Genomic DNA, 20,990 nt, shown 5'->3' with positions numbered 1-20,990 from the left:
GTGCCTTGGGCGCCGGCGTGGCCGCGTCCCAGATAGCCGATAATCTGGTGGGCGATGTCATATACTGGGCATCTTCTCGAACTTTTTGCGATAATCGCGTGGACTGACGGCCAGATGATGGCGAAATATGCGGGAAAAATAGAGCGGGTCGTCATAACCCACCGCCAGCGAAATCTGCGCAATGGACAGATGGGACTTCTGCAATAAATCGCAGGCGCGGGAAACGCGCTGCTTTTCCCGCCAGGCAAAGATGGTTTGTCCCATTTCGCGCTTGAACAGATGCGCCAGGCGCGACGGCGATAAAAATGTCATGCGCGCCAGATGATCGATGCGGATTTCTTCGTCAATATGTTCATTAACGTACTGGCAGAGCGACTTCACCCGGGGGTCGAGATTATGACGATTGCTTATGGGCTGCCGCTCGAAGCACATCAGGATAATGCGTTCCAGGGCATTCATCGCCAACGCGTCCGCCAGCGATTCGTTGGCCGCGTTGTGGTGGATGACCTCCTTAAACAGCAAGGTCATGTCCTCGACATTGCCATCCAGCCGCAATCTGCCGATGCCGTCCCCGGTTGCATCCCAATGCAGCCAGTCGATCCAGTAGGGGCGGGGGATAAAGTAAATCCACAGATGGTCCCAGGCGTTGCTGCCCTCGGCCCGGCCGTAGTGATGAGGAATGCCGGGGGGGAACAGCAGCATATCATCCTGGCGACAGATAAAAGGCTCGGAAGGGGTATGGATCAATCCTTCGCCCTTCTGCGTCAGATGAAGCATATATCCTTTCATGCCGTTGGGCCGGTTTATGAAAAAGTCCAGCTTGCTGCCGGGTGAAATTGGCGTAAACCCCGATACCATATAGGCATTGAAGGTAAAACTTTTCATCAGCGGCGAAAAATTTACCATATCGGCATCATTCATCTTCACCATGGGTAATCCCCGATATCCTGTCTGTCCATTGCATTATGATAATAGCTACAATATCTGTTTATCTGTTTTTGCGCCCGGTATCAATCAGGGCGATAGCGCCCTGCCGATAAATCCACCGCCAGATGGTCATAGATAGCATCCAATTTATAAAAATACAAAATCAGTAAATTAATTGCCGCCAGGATAAGCGGGAAGAAAATAAACATAAACTCGATGGTATACACCACGCTTTGCGGTTGGACGGCGGCGCCCCCGCTGACGAAACCGACGGCGCCGAGTACCCAGCCGACGCTGGCGGTGCCAAGCCCCATGCCGAGGGTCTGGCCTAGGGTGCCGGCGCTGAACAGGATCCCTTCCAGGCGCAGTTTGGTGGTCCATTCACCATAATCAATCGTATCCGCCAGAAAGGCGAACATGGTGGCGCCGATACCGCAAAAGCCCACGCTGCGCACCGCGGTGGAGATGATAATAAACAGCGAATCCTGCTTATTTAATAACGGGATCAGATAGGCGACGCAGCATATCACCAGTCCCAGCATGGCCAGTTTGCGCTTGCCCAGGTGCTTCATCAGCATGGGGATTACCAGCAAGGTAAGCAATCCTGGGATGTATTGCGCCATGCTGATATAGGATATAAGCGTAACATCCTGCAGAATATATTTGGAATAATAAACGCTCACGGTCGTCAGCGCCGTCAGGCTGGTAAAGGTAACCAGCAGGTAACAGAAAATCATGATCCAGTAACGGTTGGCGCGCATCGAGCGCACTACCTGTCCCGCGGTAATATGGCGGGTATTGTCCTGGCGCACCGGCCGTATCCTTTCCCGGGTGCCCATACCGGTTATCAGCAAAAACAGCGCGGTAAAAAAACCGTAAATGCCGAATACGATGATCCATGACGTGGCCGAATTGCCAAAGAAAGCCACTAACGGCAGGGTACAGACACCGACGGTCAGTGAACCGCAGGTGGAAAGCCCTTTGCGGAATACGCTGAGGATGCCGCGTTCATAAGCGTCGCGGGTGATCAGCGCCAGCATGGATCCATAGGCGATGTTATTGGCGGTAAAAAAGATGTTGGCCAATAGGTAGGTAACGCAAACGTAAGCCACCTTGGCGCCGTAGCTAATATCCGGCACGGTCGACATCAGGAACGCCGACAGGCCGAAGGGCACCGCGGTCCATAACAACCAGGGGCGGGCTTTGCCGTAGCGGGTGTTGGTTTTATCAATACGAATACCGATAAATATACATATTACGCCGTCAAGAGCACGGGCGAAAAACATCAGCGAACCCACCACTACCGCGGAAACGCCGACAACATCAGTATAAAAATACGCCAGAAAGGTCACCATCATGGTATACGTCAGATTGGTGCCATAATCGCCGATTCCAAAAGCCAGCCGTTCGGAAAACCTGATTTTCTCTAGGTCCTCGTTTTGAATTCTTTCGCGCATTACTCCTCCTCCACCAAAATAATGGCAACGTCCCAGTCATTGAGATTTATAATGTCGCCTTTTTTTACCGCATTATTATTCAACAACGTTGTTCCCCGGCGGCACGGCACGGAAAATTGCTGCGGTTGATGTGAATAGTTCAGATAGAACAGCACCGTTTCACCCCGGCGCGTCTCGGCGCGTTTGCGGATCACCGGGAAGCGATGTCCGGACAGTTCCGCCGCCAGCGGAAGATCGCCCAGCACATAAGCGTACAGTTGTTCCAACGCGGCCGGCGAAAGCGGACAGCCGATATACACGGCGGAACCTTTGCCGTATCGGTTGCGGGTAATTGCCGCATATTTACCCCAGTACTGATGCTGGTAGCGTGCGATCACTTCAACGCTTGGGGTGTCGGCTTCCAACAGCTCCATCCAGTCCTCTATCCTGGCGTCTGCGGCGTTTAATTGCAGCACATCGGAGCTGAGAGACACGCTTTCCGGCGCGGCAAACAGCTGATAGGTCACGCCGCAGGCCTCAGAAATAATGCCGGGTTGGGGTAGGGTCCTGACCTTCAGATGCTCGTTGGCAAAGCCGGATTTAAAGGAGTAAATCATGTGGCCGCCCGCGGCGACATATTGGTTCAGGCGGGTCAGCACCGCGTCCGATGCCGCGTAGAGTAGCGGGGCCACCAGTAAATCGTAGCGGTCGATGCGCGCATCGTCGGCGCTGAGAATATCCACTTCGATATTAAGACGGTATAAAGCGTCATAATATGCGCGGAACACATCATTATACTGATGCTCCGTGGGTCGGCCAAACTGATGACCCCGGTAAGGATGCCAGTCAATAGCCGTCAGGCTATCATTACTGACCAGCAACGCCACGCGATTGGTTTTTTTCAGGCCCACAAGCGCCGGCGACAATTGCGCCAGCTCTCGCCCGATACGTTGCGCTTCATGATAAACCGGGTTGGGCCGCAGATCGTGGCTAAGCAACCCTTTCCAATAGGTTTCATAGGAATTGTGAATGGAGTGCCAGTGCCAGTAGCCCACCAGCCTGGCCCCGGAGGCGATATGGCTAAAGGCTTGCAACCGCAACTGGCCCGGATAAGGCGTCCATTCCTTGAAGGCCTGCGCCTGCGTTTCCAGCACCAGGTAATTATCGTCCTTTGTGGTACGGGCAATATCGCCGGCAAAGGCGATTTCCGCCCCGGTCAGGCGATCCTGGCTGGGATGATAAACATCAATGCCGGTAATAGTCAGCGTAGCGGCCGCCGCAAAATGGTCCACTTCACTTCGGATGCCAAAAGAATATGTGCGCCAGTCAAAATCGAAATTATGGGTAATAAACTGCGCGTCTGATTTATATTCTCCGACAATACCTGCCTGCCAGTGGAGAAAATCCGTAACCAGCCCGCGCTGGAACTTTTGAAATTCCGCTCCCAGGCTGGCATTGATGGTGCCCTCCACGGAAGGGAAATCCTCCCAGGCATCGACGCGGTTGCTCCAGTAATCAAGACCGAACGCTTTGTTTAACCGATCAAGATCGTTATTAAAAATTGATTTCAGATATTTAACGAAATCTTGCTGCACATGGCTGCCGGATGTTTCGTAATATTTTGTTTCATTATCAATTTGAAAGCCAATCACGGCGGGATGATGTGCTGTCGCCGCCATCAGCTTGCGAATAATTCTTTCCGCATATCGCAAATAAATAGGGCTGGTAATATCCATTTTTTGTCGAGGCCCGTATTTATTGATGCCATGAGGCGTCGTGGCCATTACTGAAGGATGTTTTTTTACCAGCCATGCCGGGATGGCGTAAGTGGGTGTTCCTATTATAACGGCAATGCCGTTTTTATGCATTTTATCCATTACTGTCAGTACAGATGAAAAATCAAATATACCATCCTGTTTTTCGTAAGTACTCCAGGTGCTTTCCGCTATACGTACATAATTTATTCCAGCGTCTTTCATCATCTTGATATCATCATCAAGTCTTTCTTCTGGCATATATTCACGATAATAAGCGACGCCATATAAAAATTTATCCATTAATATCCCTTAGTGGCGGTGATTGCTAGGGCTAACATATCCCAATTGCTGCTGATAAAAATTAAATTAGCTGCCGCAGACATAGAGAAAACTGCTGCCGGGAATTTGTTATGATCCGCGTCACAAAACGCCAATGCCGGCCACGCGGCCGCCGCGCGCGCCTGGTCATGCCCAGTCTGTGCCGGGTCGGCTGGCTTTTCACTCTTGACTACAAAAATAGCGGGGGTTTTGGTTTAAGATTTTTGTAGAAGGTTATCAACGATATCACTGTAAAAAGACATGGCGCCGGCGGCAAGGTGCTAAGCTTTTATTTGTTGCCTGCCAAGTCCCGCCTCTACTTGCCCGCCCCGGGGGCGGGAAGGCGGTGGTGGTTGGCTTTACGGAGCTTAAAAGGAACGTCTTGCCATGTCTTTAACTCTTTATCCCCGCCATGGTTTCATTACTGCGCCGTCAGGCGCTGGCACGCGATGCTGACGTCAGGAGAGACAGCGCCCGATCCCCTAAGCCGGTTCCAGCCCGCCACCCGGGACTGGTTCGCGGCCACCTTCGACGCGGCCACGCCCGCGCAGCAGGCGGCCTGGACGGCGATTGGCGCCGGCGACAGCACGCTGGTCATCGCTCCCACCGGTTCGGGCAAGACGCTGGCGGCCTTTCTGCACGCCATCGATGGATTGTTCCGGGAGCGCGAACGCGACCCCGGCCGCGCGCGCCAGACCGCCACCCGGGTGGTTTACATTTCGCCCATTAAGGCGCTGGGCGCCGATGTGCGGCGCAACCTGAGCGTGCCGTTGGATGGCGTCAGCGCCAGGCGCCGGCGGCGCGGCGATCCCGAGGTGACGCTGACGGTGGGTATGCGCACCGGCGACACGCCCGCCGCTGAACGCGCCGGCCTGCAAAGACGGCCGCCGGATATCCTGATCACCACGCCCGAGTCGCTGTATCTGATGCTCACCTCCAGGGCGCGCGAGACCTTGCGCGGCGTGACCACGGTGATTATCGACGAGATCCACGCGGTGGCCGGCGGCAAACGCGGTTCGCATCTGGCGCTGAGCCTGGAGCGCCTGGATGCTTTGCTGCCCGCGCCGGCGCAGCGTATCGGCCTGTCGGCGACGGTGCGCCCGGTGGAACGCGTGGCCCGTTTCCTGGGCGGCGCGCTGCCGGTGACGGTGGTTAACCCGCAGTCCAGGCGGCCCCTTGCGATGCGCATCGTGGTGCCGGTGGAGGATATGACCGCGATACCGGCGCGCGACGACGCCGCGCCGGAGATGCGGGCTACCGGGCGCGCGGGGTCGATCTGGCCGCATGTGGAAGCCAGCATCCTCGAGCAAATCCTCGCCTGCCGTTCCACCATTGTCTTTACCAATTCCCGCGGCCTGGCCGAGAAACTGACGGCCAGGCTCAATGAACGCTATGCCGAGCGCGCCGCCGCCTCGCCATTGCAGCAGGAGACGGCCGCGCATTACCTCTCAAATTCGGGCGGCACCGGCAAGCGCGCCGCCGGCGAACCGCCGACCGTCGCCCGGTCCCATCATGGCTCGGTGTCGAAAGAGCAGCGGGCGGAAATTGAAATGGCGCTTAAATCCGGCGAGCTGCGCTGCGTGGTCGCCACCTCCAGCCTGGAACTCGGTATCGACATGGGACTGGTGGATCAGGTTATCCAGGTCGGCGTGCCGCCAACGGTCGCCAGCGCGCTGCAGCGGGTGGGGCGCGCCGGCCATCAGGTGGGCGGCATTTCTTCCGGGGTGGTTTATCCGCGAACCCGACGTGATGTGATCGATGCCGCCGTGACGGTGGAGCGCATGCTGGCCGGACGGCTGGAATCCGTGGCGCCGCCGCGTAACCCGCTCGATGTGCTGGCGCAGCAGACCGTGGCCGCGGTGGCCATGGAACCGCTGAATATCGAGGAGTGGTTCCTGCGGGTGCGGCGCGCGGATCCGTTTCGCGCCCTGCCGCGCAGCGCCTTCGACGCCACCCTGGATATGCTGGCCGGCCGCTATCCGTCGGAGGCGTTCGGCGAGTTTCGACCGCGGCTGGTCTGGGATCGGGCGAGCGGTTTGCTTACCGCCCGCCCGGGGGCGCAGCAATTGGCGGTGATCAGCGGCGGCACCATTCCCGATCGCGGCATGTTCAGCGTCGTCTTGCCGCAAGGCGAGGAAAAAAGCGGCGCGCGTCGGGTCGGCGAGCTTGACGAGGAGATGGTCTACGAGTCGCGGGTCAACGATGTGATAACCCTGGGCGCCACCTCCTGGCGCATCCAGCAGATTACCCACGATCAGGTGGTGGTGGTCCCGGCGCCGGGCCGCTCCGCCCGCCTGCCGTTTTGGCACGGCGACAATGCCGGCCGGCCGGCCGAACTGGGGGAGGCCATCGGCGTCTTCCTGCGCGAGGCGGAGGCGGCGACGGCGGGCATCCGCGGCCCGTTGGCGCAGGACCACCCGCTGGCGGCGCGGCTTAAGGCCGCGGGTCTGGATGATAACGCCATCACTAATCTGGTCGAACTGGTGGCGGAGCAACGCGAGGCCACCGAGGTGCTGCCCACCGATCAAACGCTGGTGATTGAGCGCTGCCGCGACGAGAGCGGCGACTGGCGGGTCATGCTGCACTCGCCTTATGGCCAGCGCGTGCACGGCCCCTGGGCGCTGGCCATCGCCGCGCGCGTCCACCAGCGTTTAAAAGTCGATCCCGCCGTCGTCGCCAGCGACGACGGTATTATTGTCCGCATACCGGACAGCGTCGGCCGACTTCCCGGCGCGGAACTGTTTGTGTTCGATCCCCACACGCTGCCGCAAATCGTCACCGATGCGGTGGGACAGTCGGCGCTGTTTATCGCCCGCTTTCGCGAATGCGCGGCGCGCGCCTTGCTGCTGCCGCGTCGGCGCCCCGGCAAACGCTCGCCGTTGTGGCAGCAGCGCTTGCGCGCCGGTCAGCTGCTGGAAATTGCCCGGGAGCATGACGATTTTCCGCTGATCATCGAGACCGCCAGGGAATGTTTGCAGGACGTATATGATCTGGGGGCATTGCAGGCGCTGATGCAGCGCATCAATGACGGCGCGGTGCGCATGCGGGAGGTTACCACCGAGATCCCCTCGCCGTTTGCGGCTAATCTGCTGTTCGGCTATGTCATTGAGTTTATGTACCAGGGCGATGCGCCGCTGGCGGAACGACGGGCGTCCGTACTGTCGCTGGACAGCGGCCTGCTCGGCGAACTGCTGGGTCAGGTGGAGCTTGGCGAGCTGCTCGACCCCCGGGTGGTGGAACGGGTCGGTCAGGAATTGCAGCGCACCGCCGCCGCTCGGCGCGCAAAGGGCGCTGAAGGGGTGGCCGACCTGTTGCGCGAGCTCGGTCCCCTGTCGCGCCCGGAAATCGCCGCGCGCCTGGCCGATGGCGACGGTGCCGGCGATTATCTGGCGCAGCTGGCGGCGGCGGCGCGGATTATTCCCGTACGCATCGTGGGCGAGGCGCGCTGGGCCGGCATAGAAGATGCCGCCCGCCTGCGCGATGCGCTGGGGATAGCTTTACCGCCGGGCATTCCGGCCGCGTTTTTGCAGGCGGCCGGCGATCCCCTGCGCGAGTTGCTCAGCCGCTATGCGCGCACGCACGCGCCTTTTACCCCAGCGCAGGCGGCGGCGCACTTTGGGCTGGGCGTGGCCATTGTGAATGAGCAACTGGAGCGCCTGCGCGATCAGGGCAGGGTGTTACCCTGCAACGTCGCGGGCGGGCCCGGACCGGACACCGACACCGGCGCGCCCGCCGACGGCGGCCAGCAGCGCCGGTGGGTGTGGGATGAGGTATTCCGCCGTTTGCGGGCGCGCTCTTTGCAGGCGGCGCGCGAGGCGACCCGGCCGGTGCCGCGCGAGGCCGTGGTGCGGCTGGTGCTGGAGCGCCAGGGCGTACTGACCGACGCCGCCGCGCCGGCGTCGGATCCCGACCCGTCCGCCGCGCTCGGCGCATTTGAAGGCGTCGAGGGCGTCGCCCGGGTCATCGAGCAACTGGCGGGGGTCGCGTTGCCGGCTTCACTGTGGGAACGCCAGATTTTGCCCGCCAGGGTCCATGACTATCATCCGTCGATGCTGGATGAGCTGATTGCCGCCGGCGAGGTGGTTTGGGCCGGCCATGGCGCGCTTGGCGACGACGATGGACTGGTCTCCCTGCATCTGCGCGAAAACGCCGGCGCAACGCTGCCGCGGGTGAATGATGAGGCCGGCGCGTCAACCGCCTCCGCGCTGCAACAGTCCATTCTCGCCGTGCTGGCCGATGGCGGCGCCTATTTTGTCCGTCAGCTGGCGCCGCTCGTCCAGGCGCGCCTGGCGGCCGGGCCCGGCCAGGAGGCCGGGGCGGAAATAGCGCCCGCTGAAATGGCGGAAACCGTTTGGGATCTCGTCTGGCAAGGCCGCCTCACCAGCGACACCTGGTCGCCGCTGCGCGCGCTGACGGGGATACGCCCGCCCACCCGTTCGCGCCCGGCCCGCGTCCCCCGGCACCGGCGCCAGGTGGCGGGCTGGGTACCGGTGTGGGCGCCGGCCAAACCGGTATCGGCGCGGAACGCCCGGTTCGGCGATGCGGTCCTGGCCGGCCGCTGGTCATTGCTGGCCGGCGAGGCGGCCAGCCCGACCCTCAGGATGCTGACCCAGGTCGAGAATCTGTTCGACCGCTATGGCGTGGTAAGCCGCGGGGTGGCGATGGCCGAGCAGGTGCCGGGAGGCTTTCCCGCGCTGATGCCGGTGCTGCGGCGGATGGAAGAGGCGGGCCGCGTGCTGCGTGGGCGCTTTATCACCGGCCTGGGCGCCGCGCAGTTTGCCGATAAGGACTGTATTGAACGCCTGCGTGAATTGGCGCAAACGGATGCGGCGTCCGGCGAACCGGTGGCGCTGTCGGCCAGCGATCCGGCCAATCCCTTCGGCTGGCTGTTGCCCTGGCCGTCCAACCCGGCAGACCTGCGTCCGGCCCGGCGCGTCGGCGCCATAGTGGTGATCTGCAACGGCAGGCTGGCATACTATCTGGCGCAAAGCGGCCGCCAGCTGTTAACCTTTATCGATAACGACGACATCGGATGGCGGGCCGGTGGTTTGCGCGCGCTGGCCGCCGCGCTGCAGCGCGAGAAACGCCGCGTGTTTACGCTTGAGGATGTCGACGGCCGGCCGGCGCATGGCAGCCCGGTCGCGGACGCTTTGTCCGCGGCCGGATTCTCGCGCGTGCCCAAGGGATATGCCTGGTATGGGTGAACCGGGCGCGCGGGGAGGGCCACGGCGCGGTATAGCGCCTGTGGCACCCCAGCCCAGGTTCCGCAGGAAGGGTTGGCAAGGCTTACCGCACCCGACCTGGCCTTGCCGCCGCCCTGATTTACCGCCGCGCCAGTATCAGCCCGCCGGTATCCGCCGCTGCCCGGTATTCGCCATAATCCGCCAGGGCAAGGTGGCGAACCCGCATCGGATGGCGGTGCGTCGCCGTGATGACCACCACCCTGGCCCCCGCCGCTTCAGCCGCGGCAATCCCGGCCGGCGCGTCTTCGAACACCAGGCACCGGCCGGCGTCGACCCCCAGCCGATCGGCGGCCATCAGGTAGCAGTCAGGCGCGGGTTTGCCGCGGACCACGTCTTCGGCGCTTATCAGCAGCGCAGGCACCCTCAGTCCGGCGGCCCGCAGGCGGCGCAAGGCCAGTTCCCGCGGGGCGGATGTAACGATAGCCCAGCGGTCCGGTGGCAGCGCGGCCAGGAAATCCGGGGCATGGGCAATCGGGACGATGCCGTCGGTATCCTCGATCTCCGCCTGGGTGATTGCCCGGGCCTCGGCCTCGGGGTCTACGCCCGGCAGGTTCAGGCGGCGAATGGTTTCGACACTGCGCACCCCGTGGATGGTGGGCAGAAACGTCGCCACGTCCAGCCCGTGCCGCGCGGCCCAGCGCGACCAGACGCGTTCGGCCGAGGCAATGGAGTTGAGCAGGGTGCCGTCCATATCGAACAGGAAAGCGGCAAAGCGCTGGTCTGAGTACATAGTCTCTCCGGGATAGGTTTGCGGCGCCCCGCCTATGGCGCCGTTGCGGGCGGGACAATCCGGGCGTATGCCAGTATCAACGACAGTCTCGGCAAGATCAACGGCCGCAATAGCCGACATGCCAGCGCCGCAATATCAGGCGGCCGTCTTTTACCTCATTCCCCCCCGGGCCCGTTAAATGGCGCGCGCAGGCGGTCAATCGGTGAAGTCGGTCGCTTGCGCCGTTCCCTGCCAGGCATCGATGTCTGCACGCACATCCTGCATCTTCTGCAATGCCAGTTCATTGGCGATGCCTTACGACGCACCCGTAATGAACCCTATTTTCTCAGTTGTTTTCATGATATGTCCCTTGATTAAGGTCATGGCCACCGCGCCGACGGGATAGCCTGCTTTGTCCATGCTGGACGTTTTGCGTGATATTCCGGATATCCCGCGCACCCCTTGCAACTGCGAAGGGTTGATAAATCAGTAGGGACTGGCCGTGGGTCGAACGACTATTTCGCTAACGTCGACATCGTCGGGCTGCGCGATCGCATAGGCTATGGCGCGCGCGACGGCATCCGGCGTTAATGCGATGCGGCGGAATTCGCGCATGGCGTTGCGGGCCGTTTCGTCGGAAATCTGGTCGGCCAGTTCCGATTCGACCACGCCCGGGCAGATAACCGTTACGCGGATCGCGTCGGACTCTTGGCGCAGGCCGTCGGAGATGGCGCGTACCGCGTATTTGGTTGCGCAGTACACCGCCGCCGTGGGCGATACCGACAGCCCGCCGATGGAAGACACGTTGATCACCTGGCCATGGCCCTGTTGCGTCATGATGGGCAGCACCGCCGCGATGCCGTGCAGGACGCCGCGGATATTCACGTCGATCATCCGATCCCACTCGTCCACCTTGCGCGCGGCCAGAGGCGAAAGCGGCATGACGCCCGCATTGTTGACGATGACGTCGATGCGGCCAAAGGTCTCTTGGGCAAACCTGGCAAAGTCATCGACGTCCTTTGCCGATGTGACGTCGAGCGCCCGAAAGCAGACCGAGCCGCCGCCGGCATGGATCTCCCCGGCCAGCGCGGCCAGCCGCTCCGTGCGGCGGGCGCCGATGACGAGCTGGTGTTTCTGGCTGGCGAGAAGCCGCGCGGTGGCCTCGCCGATGCCGCTGCTGGCGCCGGTAATAAGGATGACTTTGGATTCTGTAGCTACGGTCATAATGGCTGACTCCTTTTCAGTGGGTTATCTCGCGGCGCAGCACCATGCCGGCGTGGTATAAAACGCCGTCACGGAAGTCGCCGTCGGCGGAAAAGCCGGTATCGTCGCAATACAGGATATGATCGCCTTCAATGCGGTAGCTGCCCTGATAAGCGCTTTTGCGCGTGCCCCGGGCCTCGTCGTAGCGGCCGTTGGCAAGCAGCTCATGGCGAATGTAGCCATCGGCTGTCACCCAAACGCCGACGTACCTGTTGTGATTCATGACGGGTGCCTCCTGTGTCCTGGCAACAATAACGGGCCGAAGGCCTATAGTAGGAGCGGGGCGCCGTTGCGGGAATAGCCATGGCTATTGCATCATTGCCTATTCCTATTGCGCTGGTGATTTATTTCCCTTAAGGTTGGCGAAACGATGGCTGATTCCTCTGAACGGCCGCAACGGGAGACGATGGCATATGGCGGCAATCGAGGACACCACCACCCAGCGGATGTCGGCGCTGCTGATGCAATTGGCGCCCAATGAGGGCTACACGCTGTCCGCGCTGGATGCCGTTCGCTTTATGCGCTCGGACCGGCCTTTGGGACGAACGCCCGTTTTATACGAACCGAGCATCGTGATTGTTTGCCAGGGACGTAAGCGCGGCTTTCTGGGCAGCGATGTTTATGTTTATGACGCCCAGCATTACCTGGTATTGTCGGTGCCCTTGCCCTTTTCCACCCAAACCGAGGCGAGCGCATCCGAGCCGATGCTGGCCGTCGCCATAAGCTTAGATCTGACGCAAGTGGCCGATTTGATGTTGCAAATAAATCATTCTGGCCCACAGGCCGTGCCCGGCATGCCCTTGGGTATCGCCTCAACCCCGCTGAGCGGCGCATTGGCCGATGCCACGCTGCGATTGCTTGAAATCATGACCTGTCCGCGCGACGCGCACATATTGGGCCCCGCGGTGGTGAGGGAGATTTATTACCGCGTACTGGTCGGGGAACAAGGGGGCGCCATGCGGGCGGCTTTGGCGCATCAGGGCCAGTTCGGCCGCGTTGCCAAGGCATTGCGCCGGATCCATGCCGATTATGCGCAGTCATTGGATGTCGCGCATTTAGCCGGCGAAGCCGGCATGAGCGTGCCTGCCTTTCATGCCCATTTCAAGACGGTGACCCAAACATCGCCCATCCAGTACATCAAGTCGACGCGATTGCACCAGGCCCGGCTACTGATGATCCGTGATGGCCTGACCGCGGCATCCGCTTCGTCCCGGGTCGGCTATGACAGCCCCTCGCAGTTCAGTCGCGAATTCAAGCGATTCTTTGGCCGCAGCCCCATGGAAGAGGTTCGCGATATGAAGGCGTCGTTTTCGTTGTCCCCCGCAAAGCCCCTTTCCGAGTTTACCCTGGCGCACTGAGCGCCGTCCCTGACGTCCAGCAATACCCTGACGCATCCACACGACTGGCGGCGATTCGGTTAGCCGGTTTCCGGTTAACCTTTACCGGATTTGTACTTTTGCATCCGTCCATGCCTTGGTTAGAGTTATACCTCTGTTTAGTTATTGGATAGTCAGGTAAAAGTTAATGGATGCCTTAATTCCGGTAGTGGATCACGCGGTGATTAACGTCGCGGGCAAGCTTGATGAAACGCAGCGATTATTTACGCTTTTAGGGTTCCAGTTGACGCCGCGCGGTCACCATTCCCTGGGCTCCAGCAACCATCTGGCCATTTTTGGCGAAAACTATTTTGAGCTGCTGGGGTTTGAGGCGGGCAACGCCGATAAACGCCAGGACCTGTGGAACGCGCCCCTCGGGCTCACCGGCCTGGTGTGGAAAACCACTGACGCCGATGCGGTCTACCGCCATCTGCAATCCGTCGGTCTGGCCGGCGATCCCCCCGCCTCGTTTTTCCGTCCCGTGACGCTGCCCGACGGCAGCCGGCCTGAAGCCCGTTTTCGTACCGTCAGGCTGGCCGCCGGGCGGATAAAAAACGGCCGCAGTTTTTTTTGCCAGCATGAAACGCCGGAACTGGTCTGGCGCGCCCCATGGCGCCGGCATCCCAACGGCGTCGTCGATATCAGCGCCTTTGTGATTGCCGCGGCCGACCCCGCGGCGGTGGCCGGCCTTTACGGCACGCTGTTTGGTCATAAGGCTATTCATGACGACGGCCAGGGCGGCTATTGGCTGCAGGCGGGCAAAACCCGGGTGCGATTTATCACCCCGCAGCGGGCCGCCGGGCTGTATGGCCCGGTCCCGGCAGGCGAAAACGGCGCCGAGCGCATGGTGGCGCTGGAATTTGCGGTCTCGTCGCTGAGCGCCACCACCGACTATTTTCAGCGCAGCGGCATCCAGGCCTTATCCCCGGCGCCGGATACCTTGCTGGTTAGCGCCGACCACGCTTTCAATGTCGCCCTGCTGTTCGCAGCCTCTTGATTTTCTTTATTTTAAGGTTCGTTAAGCATGAAAGCCATCGTATTACGTGAACATGGCGGTAATGAGAAGCTGCGGCTGGAAAACGCTTTTCCCGATCCCATCGCCGGCAGGGGGGATGTGGTGCTGCGCGTGCGCGCCTCCTCACTCAATTACCATGATGTGTTTACCCGGCGCGGCATGCCGGGCATTACGCTGCCCCTGCCGCTGATTATCGGCCTGGATGTGGCCGGCGAGATCGTCGCCCTGGGCGAAGGGGTGACCGGTTGGCATATCGGCGACCGCGTGGTGGTGGACCCGATAAACCGGGTTGACGGCGGACTGGTGGGCGAGACCACCCACGGCGGCCTGGCCGAACTATGCCGGGTGCCGGCCCATCAGCTGATCGCTTTGCCCGATGAAATCAGCTTCGCGGAAGCGGCGGCGCTGCCGGTGGCCTACGGCACCGCCCGGCGCATGATGGTGACTATCGGCCAGATACAGGCCGGGGAAAAGGTCTTGATCCTCGGCGCCAGCGGCGGCGTAGGGGTCTGTTGCGTGCAACTGGCGAAGCTGGCCGGCGCGCAGGTGATTGCCTGCGCCGGCAGCGAGGAGAAAGCCGAACGCCTGCGCGCCGTCGGCGCCGACCATATCATCCGCTACACCGAACAGGACTTTGCCAAAGAAGTGTTCCAGCGCTTCGGCAAGCCCGCGCGGTCGCGCCACGCCGCCGTGCCGGGCGGCGTGGATGTGGTGGTCAATTTTACCGGCGGCGATACCTGGGTTAAATCCCTGCGCTGCCTGCGCGTGGGGGGGCGGCTGCTGACCTGCGGCGCCACCGCCGGTTTTAATCCCGTCGAGGATTTGCGCTACATCTGGACCTATGAATTGCAGATCCGCGGCGCCAATGGCTGGGAGCGCGATGACCTGCATCAGTTGCTGGATCAGGTGCGCGACAAACGGCTTAACGTCCTGATCGATCGCCAATGGCCGCTGGAGCAGGGCGCGCAGGCGCTGGCCTCGCTGGAGCAACGCCAGGTGATCGGCAAGGTGGTGGTGGTATGAGCGCGCGGCTGAGCAAAACGCAAATCGAGGAAAAGTTCCGATTATCGCCGTTTATCGCATGGCTGCAGCTGCGCGTGGAGGCGGTGGATTACGATCAGCAGACCCTGACGGTAACGGTGCCGATGCGGGCGGAGTTCGAGCGCAGCGCCGGCAGCGGCCAGTGGCATGGCGGACCGCTGGCCTCGATTATCGATACCGTCGGCGACTTCGCGCTGGCGATGATGGTCGGAACCGGTTTGCCCACCATCAATTTTCGTGTCGATTACCTGCGCCCGGCGGTGAATACCTCCCTGCGGGTGGTGGCCCGCGTCAGGCGCTCAGGCCGTACCGTCGGCGTCGCCGACGTGGACGTATTTAACGGACAACAACAATTACTGGCTATCGGCCGCGCAAGCTACGCCACCGGCGTTGCACAACCGGGAGTTTCATCATGAACGGACATTTTTCACGGCGTAAATTCCTCGGCATCCTGGGGGTGGGGGGATCGCTTGCGGCGTTGTCCAGCGGCATCCCCGGCCTGGGGCTGGCGACCAACGCCAGCGCCGCCGAGGTGGCGGGCGGCGCGCCGCGCCGCGGCGGTACCCTGGTCATCTCCTGGGGGGGACTTGAGCCTCAGGCGCTGTTTGTGCCGGGCGGCGGCGGTTCATCGCCTTTCCAGACGTCAACCAAAATACTGGAGCGTTTGCTGAAGCTCGACAATACGCTGCATTTTCAGCCGGCGCTGGCCGAATCGGTGGTGCCTGCCGCCGACTATAAAAGTTATGACATCACCCTGCGCCAGGGAGTGAAATGGCATGACGGCGCCGATTTTACCGCGGACGACGTCGTCTACAACGTTGTCGAGCATTGGAAGGCCATTTCAGCCGGTATCGCCCTGAAAGCCCTGAACGCCGCCACCGCCCTGGATGCCCATCACGTACGGCTGAGTTTTGATCATCCGGTACCTGAATTTTTCCTCAAATCCATACTGGCGGGCCAATACCAACTGCTGCTGCCGAAACATTTATACGCGGGCAGGGACATTCTGACCCATCCGCTGAATAACCAGCCGGTAGGCACCGGCCCATGGATTTTCGATAAATGGACGCGCGGCAGCTATGTGCAATACCGCCGCAACGATAGCTATTGGTCGCCCGGCCAGCCCTATCTCGACAAACTGCTGGTCAGGTGGTGGAGCGACGCGGCGTCGCGTACCGCCGCCCTGGAAACCGGGGAACTGGGACTCGGCTATTCGAACCCCGTGCCCGCCAGGGAAATCGACCGCTTGCTGAAAACCGGCCAGGTGGTGCTTGATACCAGCGGGTATGAAAACAGCGCCTGGACGGTAACGGTGGAGTTTAACCAGCGGCGCGAGGTGGTTAAGCGCCGTGAAGTGCGCCAGGCGATCCTGCATGGCATCGACCGTGATTTCATCGTCAACACGATCTATTTTGGTCGGGGGAAACCGGCGGTGGCGCCGATTTTCAGCAGCAACAGCCTGTTTTTCACCGACGACGTGCCCCGCTATGAATTTGACGTTAAAAAAGCGGCCGCCCTGCTGGATGCCGCCGGCCTGCCGGTGAAAAACGGCAGCCGGTTTACCGTCAACCTGCTGGCGGCGGCCTGGTTCGAGGAGAACGCCAAGCTGGGCCAATACCTGAAACAGGCCCTGGAAGATCTCAATATCACCGTGCGGCTCGATTCGGTGGATCGCGCCACGGCGCTGAAACGCATTTACAGCGATTACGATTATGATATCGCTATTTCCAACTTTACCGCCCCGCTGGAGCCGGTACCGACGGTAACCCAGTTTTTTACCAGCGACGGCATCGTTAAAGGCGCCGCTTTCCGCAACGCCACCGGCTATAGCAATCCGGCGATGGACGACTTGGTAAGCGCTATCACAGTGGAGGTGGACGAGGCCAAACGCCGCGCATTGATCCAGCAATTTTCCCGGCTGGCCAGCACCGACGTGCCCATCGTGCCTCTGGTGGAAATGCAGTCCTACACCCTGGCGCGCGCCAACGTCCGCAACTTCACCACTGATGCCAATGTCCAGGGCACGTCCCTGAACGACGTCTGGCTGGCGGGGTAGCGGCATGATGCGCATTATTCTGCGCCGCCTGTTGCAAGCGGTGCCGCTGCTGCTCGGGGTGGTCATCATCAATTTCGTATTGATGAAATGCGTGCCCGGCAGCCTGCTGGACGTGATGACCGCAGAACAGCAGGTTACCGACCCGGCGATGATCGAGCGGCTGCGCGCGTTATACGGGCTGGATCAGCCGGCCTGGCTGCAGTTGCTGAAGTATATCGGCGCGGTGGCCCGGCTGGATCTGGGTTTTTCCTACCGGCACAACCTGCCGGTGCTGGACGTCATCTTATCGCACCTGCCCGCCACGTTGCTGCTGATGCTGGCAAGCATCGCGGTGGCCCTGATGGTGGGCGTCGGCGCCGGCGTGCTGGCCGCCATAAAAGTCAACAGCGCCTGGGACACCCTGATATCGGCGCTGGCGGTGCTGTGTTTCGCCGCGCCGGGTTTCTGGCTCGGCATCATGATGATTATCCTGTTCTCGGTAAAACTCGGCTGGTTTCCGGTGGGCGGGATGGAAACCATCGGCGCCGATGAGCGGCCCTGGGGACGGGTGGCGGATATCGTCCATCATCTGGTGCTGCCGGCGCTGACCCTGGGCCTGTTTTATGCCGCGACCTACGCGCGGGTGATGCGCGCCTCGATGCTGGAAATCGCCCAGCTGGATTTTGTGCGCGCCGCCAGGGCCAGGGGCCTGAGCCGGCTGCGGGTAATAACCGGGCATATGATGCGCAATGCCCTGTTGCCGGTGGTAACCCTGTTCGGCCTGCAACTGGGCACCGTGCTGGGCGGCAGCGTCGTGGTGGAATCCGTGTTCAGTTGGCCCGGCATCGGCCAGGTCCTGTTCGACAGCGTGATGAGCCGCAATTTTCCCGTGGTGATGGGGGTGCTGGTGCTTAGCTCGCTGGTGGTGATCGTGGTGAATATCCTGGTGGACGTGGCGTATTCCCGCCTGGACCCGCGGATTGGGAGCTGAAATATGTCTGTAGTCGTCCCCCTGTTGCCCGCCGCCGCGCCGCGCCTGGCGCTGCTGCGCCGGTTTTGCCGCCATCGCGGCGCGGTATGCGGCGCGCTGATTGTGTTGGTCATCGCCGCCGCCGCGCTGCTGGCGGGCTGGCTTTATCCCGTCGACCCGCTGCGCATTGTGGCCATGCCGGAGATTTGGCCCTTTACCGATTGGCGCTATCCGCTGGGCACCGACTCCCTGGGTCGCGACATCATGGCGCTTATCGTCCACGGCGCGCGCGCCACCCTGCTTATCGGGCTGGTGGCCAGCCTGGTGGCCACCACGCTCGGCGTGGCCGTGGGAGCCGCCGCCGCCTGGTTTGGCGGCTGGATCGACGAAGTGCTGATGCGCATCGCCGAGCTGTTCCAGATCATTCCCAACGTGGTGTTTGTGCTGACCGTGGTGGCGGTGCTGGGCCCGCGGATAGAAAACATTATTATCGCCGTCGGCCTGGTTTCCTGGCAGCCCATCGCCCGGCTGACCCGGGCCGAATTCCTGTCCTTCAAGGATCGCGAGTTCGTGCTCGCGTGCCGGGCCTGCGGCATGGGCAATCTGCGCATCGCCCTGGGCGAAATCCTGCCCAATGTCATGCCGCCGGTGATCGTGCTGTCGTCGCTGGTGGTTGCCGGGGCGATCTTGTACGAATCCGTTATCTCCTTCCTCGGCCTTGGCGATCCCAATCTGGCCAGTTGGGGCCGGCTGGTGGGGGAAGGGCGCACGCTTATCCGCTCCTCTTGGTATATCTGCGCGGTGCCGGGCGTGGCGATTATGCTGGCGGTGCTGGCGCTGAACCTGATTGGCGACGGGCTGAACGATGCCCTGAACCCGAAGCTCAGGGATCGCCTATGAGCAGCGTGCTGGAGGTCAGCGACCTGCGCGTCGAACTGCGCGGGCGCCAGGGCAGCGTGACCGCGCTGGACGGTATCTCTCTGACCCTCGCGGCTGGCGAAACCCTGGCGGTGGTGGGCGAGTCGGGCTGCGGAAAATCCCTTACCGCGCTGGCGCTGATGGGGCTGCTGCCCACCCCCCCGGCGCATTTGAGCGGCGGAGAAATACGGTTTGAAGGACAAAACCTGGTGGCGCTGGGCGAAAGGCGGATGCGGCAACTGCGCGGCAATCGGCTGGCGATGATTTTTCAGGACCCGATGAGCTCGCTTAATCCGGTGAAAACCGTCGGCGATCAGCTGGGCGAGGTCTTGCGGGTGCATTTAGGCCTGTCGCGGCGCGAAGCCTGGCGCCGCGGCGTCGCCCTGTTGGAGCAGGTACATATTCCCGACCCGGCCAGGCGCATGGATGAATATCCGCATCGATTATCGGGCGGCATGGCGCAGCGGGTCATGATCGCCATGGCCATCGCCTGCAAGCCGGCGGTATTGATCGCCGACGAACCCACAACCGCCCTGGATGTGACCATACAGGCGCAAATACTGGCGCTGCTGCGGGAGCTGCAGGCGGATACCGGCATGGCGCTGATGCTTATCACCCACGATTTGGGCGTGGTCGCGGCCATGGCCCAGCGTGTGGCGGTGATGTATGCCGGCAAAATCGTCGAGGAAGCGCCGGTGCTGGAACTGTTCGACTATCCGCTGCATCCCTATACGCAGGGACTCTTGCGCGCCACGCCGACCCCGGGACGGCCGGATGAGCGGCTGGTGGATATCCCGGGACGGGTGCCGGCCCTGGCGGAATTACCCGCGGGCTGCGCTTTTGCGGCGCGCTGCCGGCAGGCAACGCCCGCGTGCGCCCTGCAGCGGCCGGAGCTGACGCCTCTGCGTCCGGCGCACCGGGCCGCCTGCCTGGTGGCGCAAGCGCAGGCGCAGCCCGCGCCGCTACGCTGGGTCAACGGAGGCCGGCACTGATGAAACCATTGCTTAGCGTAAACAATCTGCAGGTTGGTTATCCCACCCGCGACGGGCGGGTATTCGCCCTGTCTGGGGTGGATCTGACCCTCAGCCGCGGTGAAACCGTCGGGCTGGTGGGGGAGTCGGGCTGCGGCAAATCCACCCTGGGCAAGGCGGTGATGCGGTTAATTCCCAGTACCGGCGGCAGCATACATATCGGCGATGCCGACATTACCCATTTAGGCCGCAAAGCCTTGCTACCCTATCGGGCGGATATGCAGATGATGTTCCAGGACCCGCAGGGGTCGCTTAATCCGCGCCAAAGCGTGGGAAAAAGCATCGGCCGGCCGCTTGAGGCGGCGGGCTGGCAGGGGGCGGCAATCCGGCGGCGGGTCGGCGAGCTGCTGGAACTGGTGGGATTGCCCGCGGCGGCGTCCTCACGGTTTCCCCATGAGTTTTCCGGCGGCCAGCGTCAGCGCATCGGCATTGCCCGGGCGTTAATCCTGGAGCCTAAGGTTATCATCTGCGATGAGCCGGTCTCCGCCCTGGACGTATCGGTGCGGGCGCAGGTGATTAACCTGATGCGCGATATCCAGCAGCGCACCGGCGTGGCCTACCTGTTTATTTCCCACGATCTTTCCGTAGTGGAATATATCGCCGACCGGCTGCTGGTCATGTACCTGGGACGCATCGTTGAGAGCGGTCCCACGCGCCAGGTGTGGGCCAAACCCGCCCATCCTTATACTTCCGCGCTGCTGGCGGCGGCGCCGGTGGCGGATCCCCGCGCAGCGCGCGGCCGCAACCTGCTGACGGGCGAATTGCCCAGCCCCATTTCCCCGCCGCCCGGCTGCCCGTTTCACACCCGCTGCCCGCGCGCCAAAGAACGTTGCCGGGTGGAGCGTCCGCCGCTGCGCGCCGGCGGCGACCAACGACAGGTCGCCTGCCATTTTCCCTTATTTGACGTTGACGCCGCGCAATTACCGCCACCGGCGTTATAAAGGAGTCGCT

General features: G+C 61.9%; 16 protein-coding genes. 10 read left to right on the top strand and 6 right to left on the bottom strand.

Features of this window, described 5'->3' with window-relative positions; all coding sequences use genetic code 11:
- Positions 1-57 precede the first annotated feature (57 nt).
- The 3 genes from araC to ACL2XN_RS07990 form a co-directional block, all read right to left on the bottom strand.
- On the bottom strand, positions 58-927 hold the full coding sequence (gene araC / locus ACL2XN_RS08000) for an arabinose operon transcriptional regulator AraC (RefSeq protein WP_413728803.1): 870 nt from the start codon (positions 925-927) through the stop codon (positions 58-60).
- A gap of 83 nt (positions 928-1,010) precedes the next feature.
- Complete coding sequence (locus tag ACL2XN_RS07995; RefSeq protein ID WP_413730615.1) at positions 1,011-2,384, bottom strand: MFS transporter; 1,374 nt, start codon at positions 2,382-2,384, stop codon at positions 1,011-1,013.
- Entirely contained in the window at positions 2,384-4,420 is a 2,037-nt protein-coding gene (locus ACL2XN_RS07990) for a beta-galactosidase (RefSeq protein WP_410015569.1), read from the bottom strand. The genes ACL2XN_RS07995 and ACL2XN_RS07990 overlap by 1 nt, the downstream gene beginning before the upstream one ends.
- Positions 4,421-4,887: 467 nt before the next feature.
- On the opposite strand from ACL2XN_RS07990, the gene ACL2XN_RS07985 reads away from it, so the two are divergent.
- Complete coding sequence (locus ACL2XN_RS07985) at positions 4,888-9,642, top strand: ATP-dependent helicase (protein WP_413730613.1); 4,755 nt, start codon at positions 4,888-4,890, stop codon at positions 9,640-9,642.
- 118 nt (positions 9,643-9,760) lie between these two features.
- Here the strand turns inward: ACL2XN_RS07985 and ACL2XN_RS07980 are convergent, their stop codons facing one another.
- From ACL2XN_RS07980 to ACL2XN_RS07970, 3 genes are all read right to left on the bottom strand, one after another.
- Positions 9,761-10,411 carry an HAD-IA family hydrolase gene (locus ACL2XN_RS07980; RefSeq protein WP_413728594.1) on the bottom strand — a complete coding sequence of 217 codons (651 nt, stop codon included), beginning with the start codon at positions 10,409-10,411 and terminating at the stop codon, positions 9,761-9,763.
- Positions 10,412-10,876: 465 nt separating this feature from the next.
- Entirely contained in the window at positions 10,877-11,614 is a 738-nt protein-coding gene (locus tag ACL2XN_RS07975; protein ID WP_413730612.1) for an SDR family oxidoreductase, read from the bottom strand.
- A gap of 16 nt (positions 11,615-11,630) precedes the next feature.
- Complete coding sequence (locus tag ACL2XN_RS07970; protein ID WP_413730611.1) at positions 11,631-11,876, bottom strand: Atu4866 domain-containing protein; 246 nt, start codon at positions 11,874-11,876, stop codon at positions 11,631-11,633.
- Between the two features lie 190 nt (positions 11,877-12,066).
- Here ACL2XN_RS07970 and ACL2XN_RS07965 point away from each other — a divergent pair, with 190 nt between their 5' ends.
- The 9 genes from ACL2XN_RS07965 to ACL2XN_RS07925 all read left to right on the top strand — a co-directional run bounded on the left by ACL2XN_RS07965 (position 12,067) and on the right by ACL2XN_RS07925 (position 20,980).
- Positions 12,067-13,011: an AraC family transcriptional regulator N-terminal domain-containing protein gene (locus ACL2XN_RS07965; protein ID WP_410015564.1), complete on the top strand. Its 945-nt coding sequence runs from the start codon at positions 12,067-12,069 to the stop codon at positions 13,009-13,011.
- 166 nt (positions 13,012-13,177) lie between these two features.
- Positions 13,178-14,026: a VOC family protein gene (locus tag ACL2XN_RS07960; RefSeq protein ID WP_410015563.1), complete on the top strand. Its 849-nt coding sequence runs from the start codon at positions 13,178-13,180 to the stop codon at positions 14,024-14,026.
- Between the two features lie 27 nt (positions 14,027-14,053).
- The gene (locus tag ACL2XN_RS07955; RefSeq protein ID WP_410015562.1) at positions 14,054-15,067 is read left to right on the top strand and encodes a zinc-binding dehydrogenase; all 1,014 of its coding nucleotides are present in this window, start codon (positions 14,054-14,056) and stop codon (positions 15,065-15,067) included.
- Positions 15,064-15,501: a PaaI family thioesterase gene (locus tag ACL2XN_RS07950; RefSeq protein WP_410015561.1), complete on the top strand. Its 438-nt coding sequence runs from the start codon at positions 15,064-15,066 to the stop codon at positions 15,499-15,501. The genes ACL2XN_RS07955 and ACL2XN_RS07950 overlap by 4 nt, the downstream gene beginning before the upstream one ends.
- Entirely contained in the window at positions 15,498-17,141 is a 1,644-nt protein-coding gene (locus ACL2XN_RS07945) for an ABC transporter substrate-binding protein (protein WP_413730610.1), read from the top strand. Before ACL2XN_RS07950 ends, ACL2XN_RS07945 begins: the two co-directional genes overlap by 4 nt.
- 4 nt (positions 17,142-17,145) lie before the next feature.
- Positions 17,146-18,111 carry an ABC transporter permease gene (locus ACL2XN_RS07940; RefSeq protein ID WP_413722539.1) on the top strand — a complete coding sequence of 322 codons (966 nt, stop codon included), beginning with the start codon at positions 17,146-17,148 and terminating at the stop codon, positions 18,109-18,111.
- 3 nt (positions 18,112-18,114) lie between these two features.
- Entirely contained in the window at positions 18,115-18,990 is an 876-nt protein-coding gene (locus ACL2XN_RS07935; protein WP_413722540.1) for an ABC transporter permease, read from the top strand.
- A complete protein-coding gene (locus ACL2XN_RS07930; protein ID WP_413730609.1) occupies positions 18,987-20,000 on the top strand; it encodes an ABC transporter ATP-binding protein in 1,014 nt (337 codons plus the stop codon). Before ACL2XN_RS07935 ends, ACL2XN_RS07930 begins: the two co-directional genes overlap by 4 nt.
- Entirely contained in the window at positions 20,000-20,980 is a 981-nt protein-coding gene (locus tag ACL2XN_RS07925) for an ABC transporter ATP-binding protein (RefSeq protein WP_410015556.1), read from the top strand. Before ACL2XN_RS07930 ends, ACL2XN_RS07925 begins: the two co-directional genes overlap by 1 nt.
- Positions 20,981-20,990 lie beyond the last annotated feature (10 nt).

The organism is Sodalis sp. RH22, assembly GCF_047324165.1.
GTDB lineage: Bacteria > Pseudomonadota > Gammaproteobacteria > Enterobacterales > Enterobacteriaceae > Acerihabitans.
The sequence above is the reverse complement of the archived record's forward strand: the minus strand, read 5'-3'. Positions and strand labels throughout refer to the sequence as shown.

Excerpts from the sequence above, each read along its gene's own strand:
- ACL2XN_RS07995 (WP_413730615.1), bottom strand. The coding sequence starts at position 2,384 with ATGCGCGAAAGAATTCAAAACGAGGACCTAGAGAAAATCAGGTTTTCC.
- ACL2XN_RS07990 (WP_410015569.1), bottom strand. The coding sequence starts at position 4,420 with ATGGATAAATTTTTATATGGCGTCGCTTATTATCGTGAATATATGCCA.
- ACL2XN_RS07985 (WP_413730613.1), top strand. The coding sequence starts at position 4,888 with ATGCTGACGTCAGGAGAGACAGCGCCCGATCCCCTAAGCCGGTTCCAG.
- ACL2XN_RS07980 (WP_413728594.1), bottom strand. The coding sequence starts at position 10,411 with ATGTACTCAGACCAGCGCTTTGCCGCTTTCCTGTTCGATATGGACGGC.
- ACL2XN_RS07975 (WP_413730612.1), bottom strand. The coding sequence starts at position 11,614 with ATGACCGTAGCTACAGAATCCAAAGTCATCCTTATTACCGGCGCCAGC.
- ACL2XN_RS07970 (WP_413730611.1), bottom strand. The coding sequence starts at position 11,876 with ATGAATCACAACAGGTACGTCGGCGTTTGGGTGACAGCCGATGGCTAC.
- ACL2XN_RS07965 (WP_410015564.1), top strand. The coding sequence starts at position 12,067 with ATGGCGGCAATCGAGGACACCACCACCCAGCGGATGTCGGCGCTGCTG.
- ACL2XN_RS07960 (WP_410015563.1), top strand. The coding sequence starts at position 13,178 with ATGGATGCCTTAATTCCGGTAGTGGATCACGCGGTGATTAACGTCGCG.
- ACL2XN_RS07955 (WP_410015562.1), top strand. The coding sequence starts at position 14,054 with ATGAAAGCCATCGTATTACGTGAACATGGCGGTAATGAGAAGCTGCGG.
- ACL2XN_RS07950 (WP_410015561.1), top strand. The coding sequence starts at position 15,064 with ATGAGCGCGCGGCTGAGCAAAACGCAAATCGAGGAAAAGTTCCGATTA.
- ACL2XN_RS07945 (WP_413730610.1), top strand. The coding sequence starts at position 15,498 with ATGAACGGACATTTTTCACGGCGTAAATTCCTCGGCATCCTGGGGGTG.
- ACL2XN_RS07940 (WP_413722539.1), top strand. The coding sequence starts at position 17,146 with ATGATGCGCATTATTCTGCGCCGCCTGTTGCAAGCGGTGCCGCTGCTG.
- ACL2XN_RS07935 (WP_413722540.1), top strand. The coding sequence starts at position 18,115 with ATGTCTGTAGTCGTCCCCCTGTTGCCCGCCGCCGCGCCGCGCCTGGCG.
- ACL2XN_RS07930 (WP_413730609.1), top strand. The coding sequence starts at position 18,987 with ATGAGCAGCGTGCTGGAGGTCAGCGACCTGCGCGTCGAACTGCGCGGG.
- ACL2XN_RS07925 (WP_410015556.1), top strand. The coding sequence starts at position 20,000 with ATGAAACCATTGCTTAGCGTAAACAATCTGCAGGTTGGTTATCCCACC.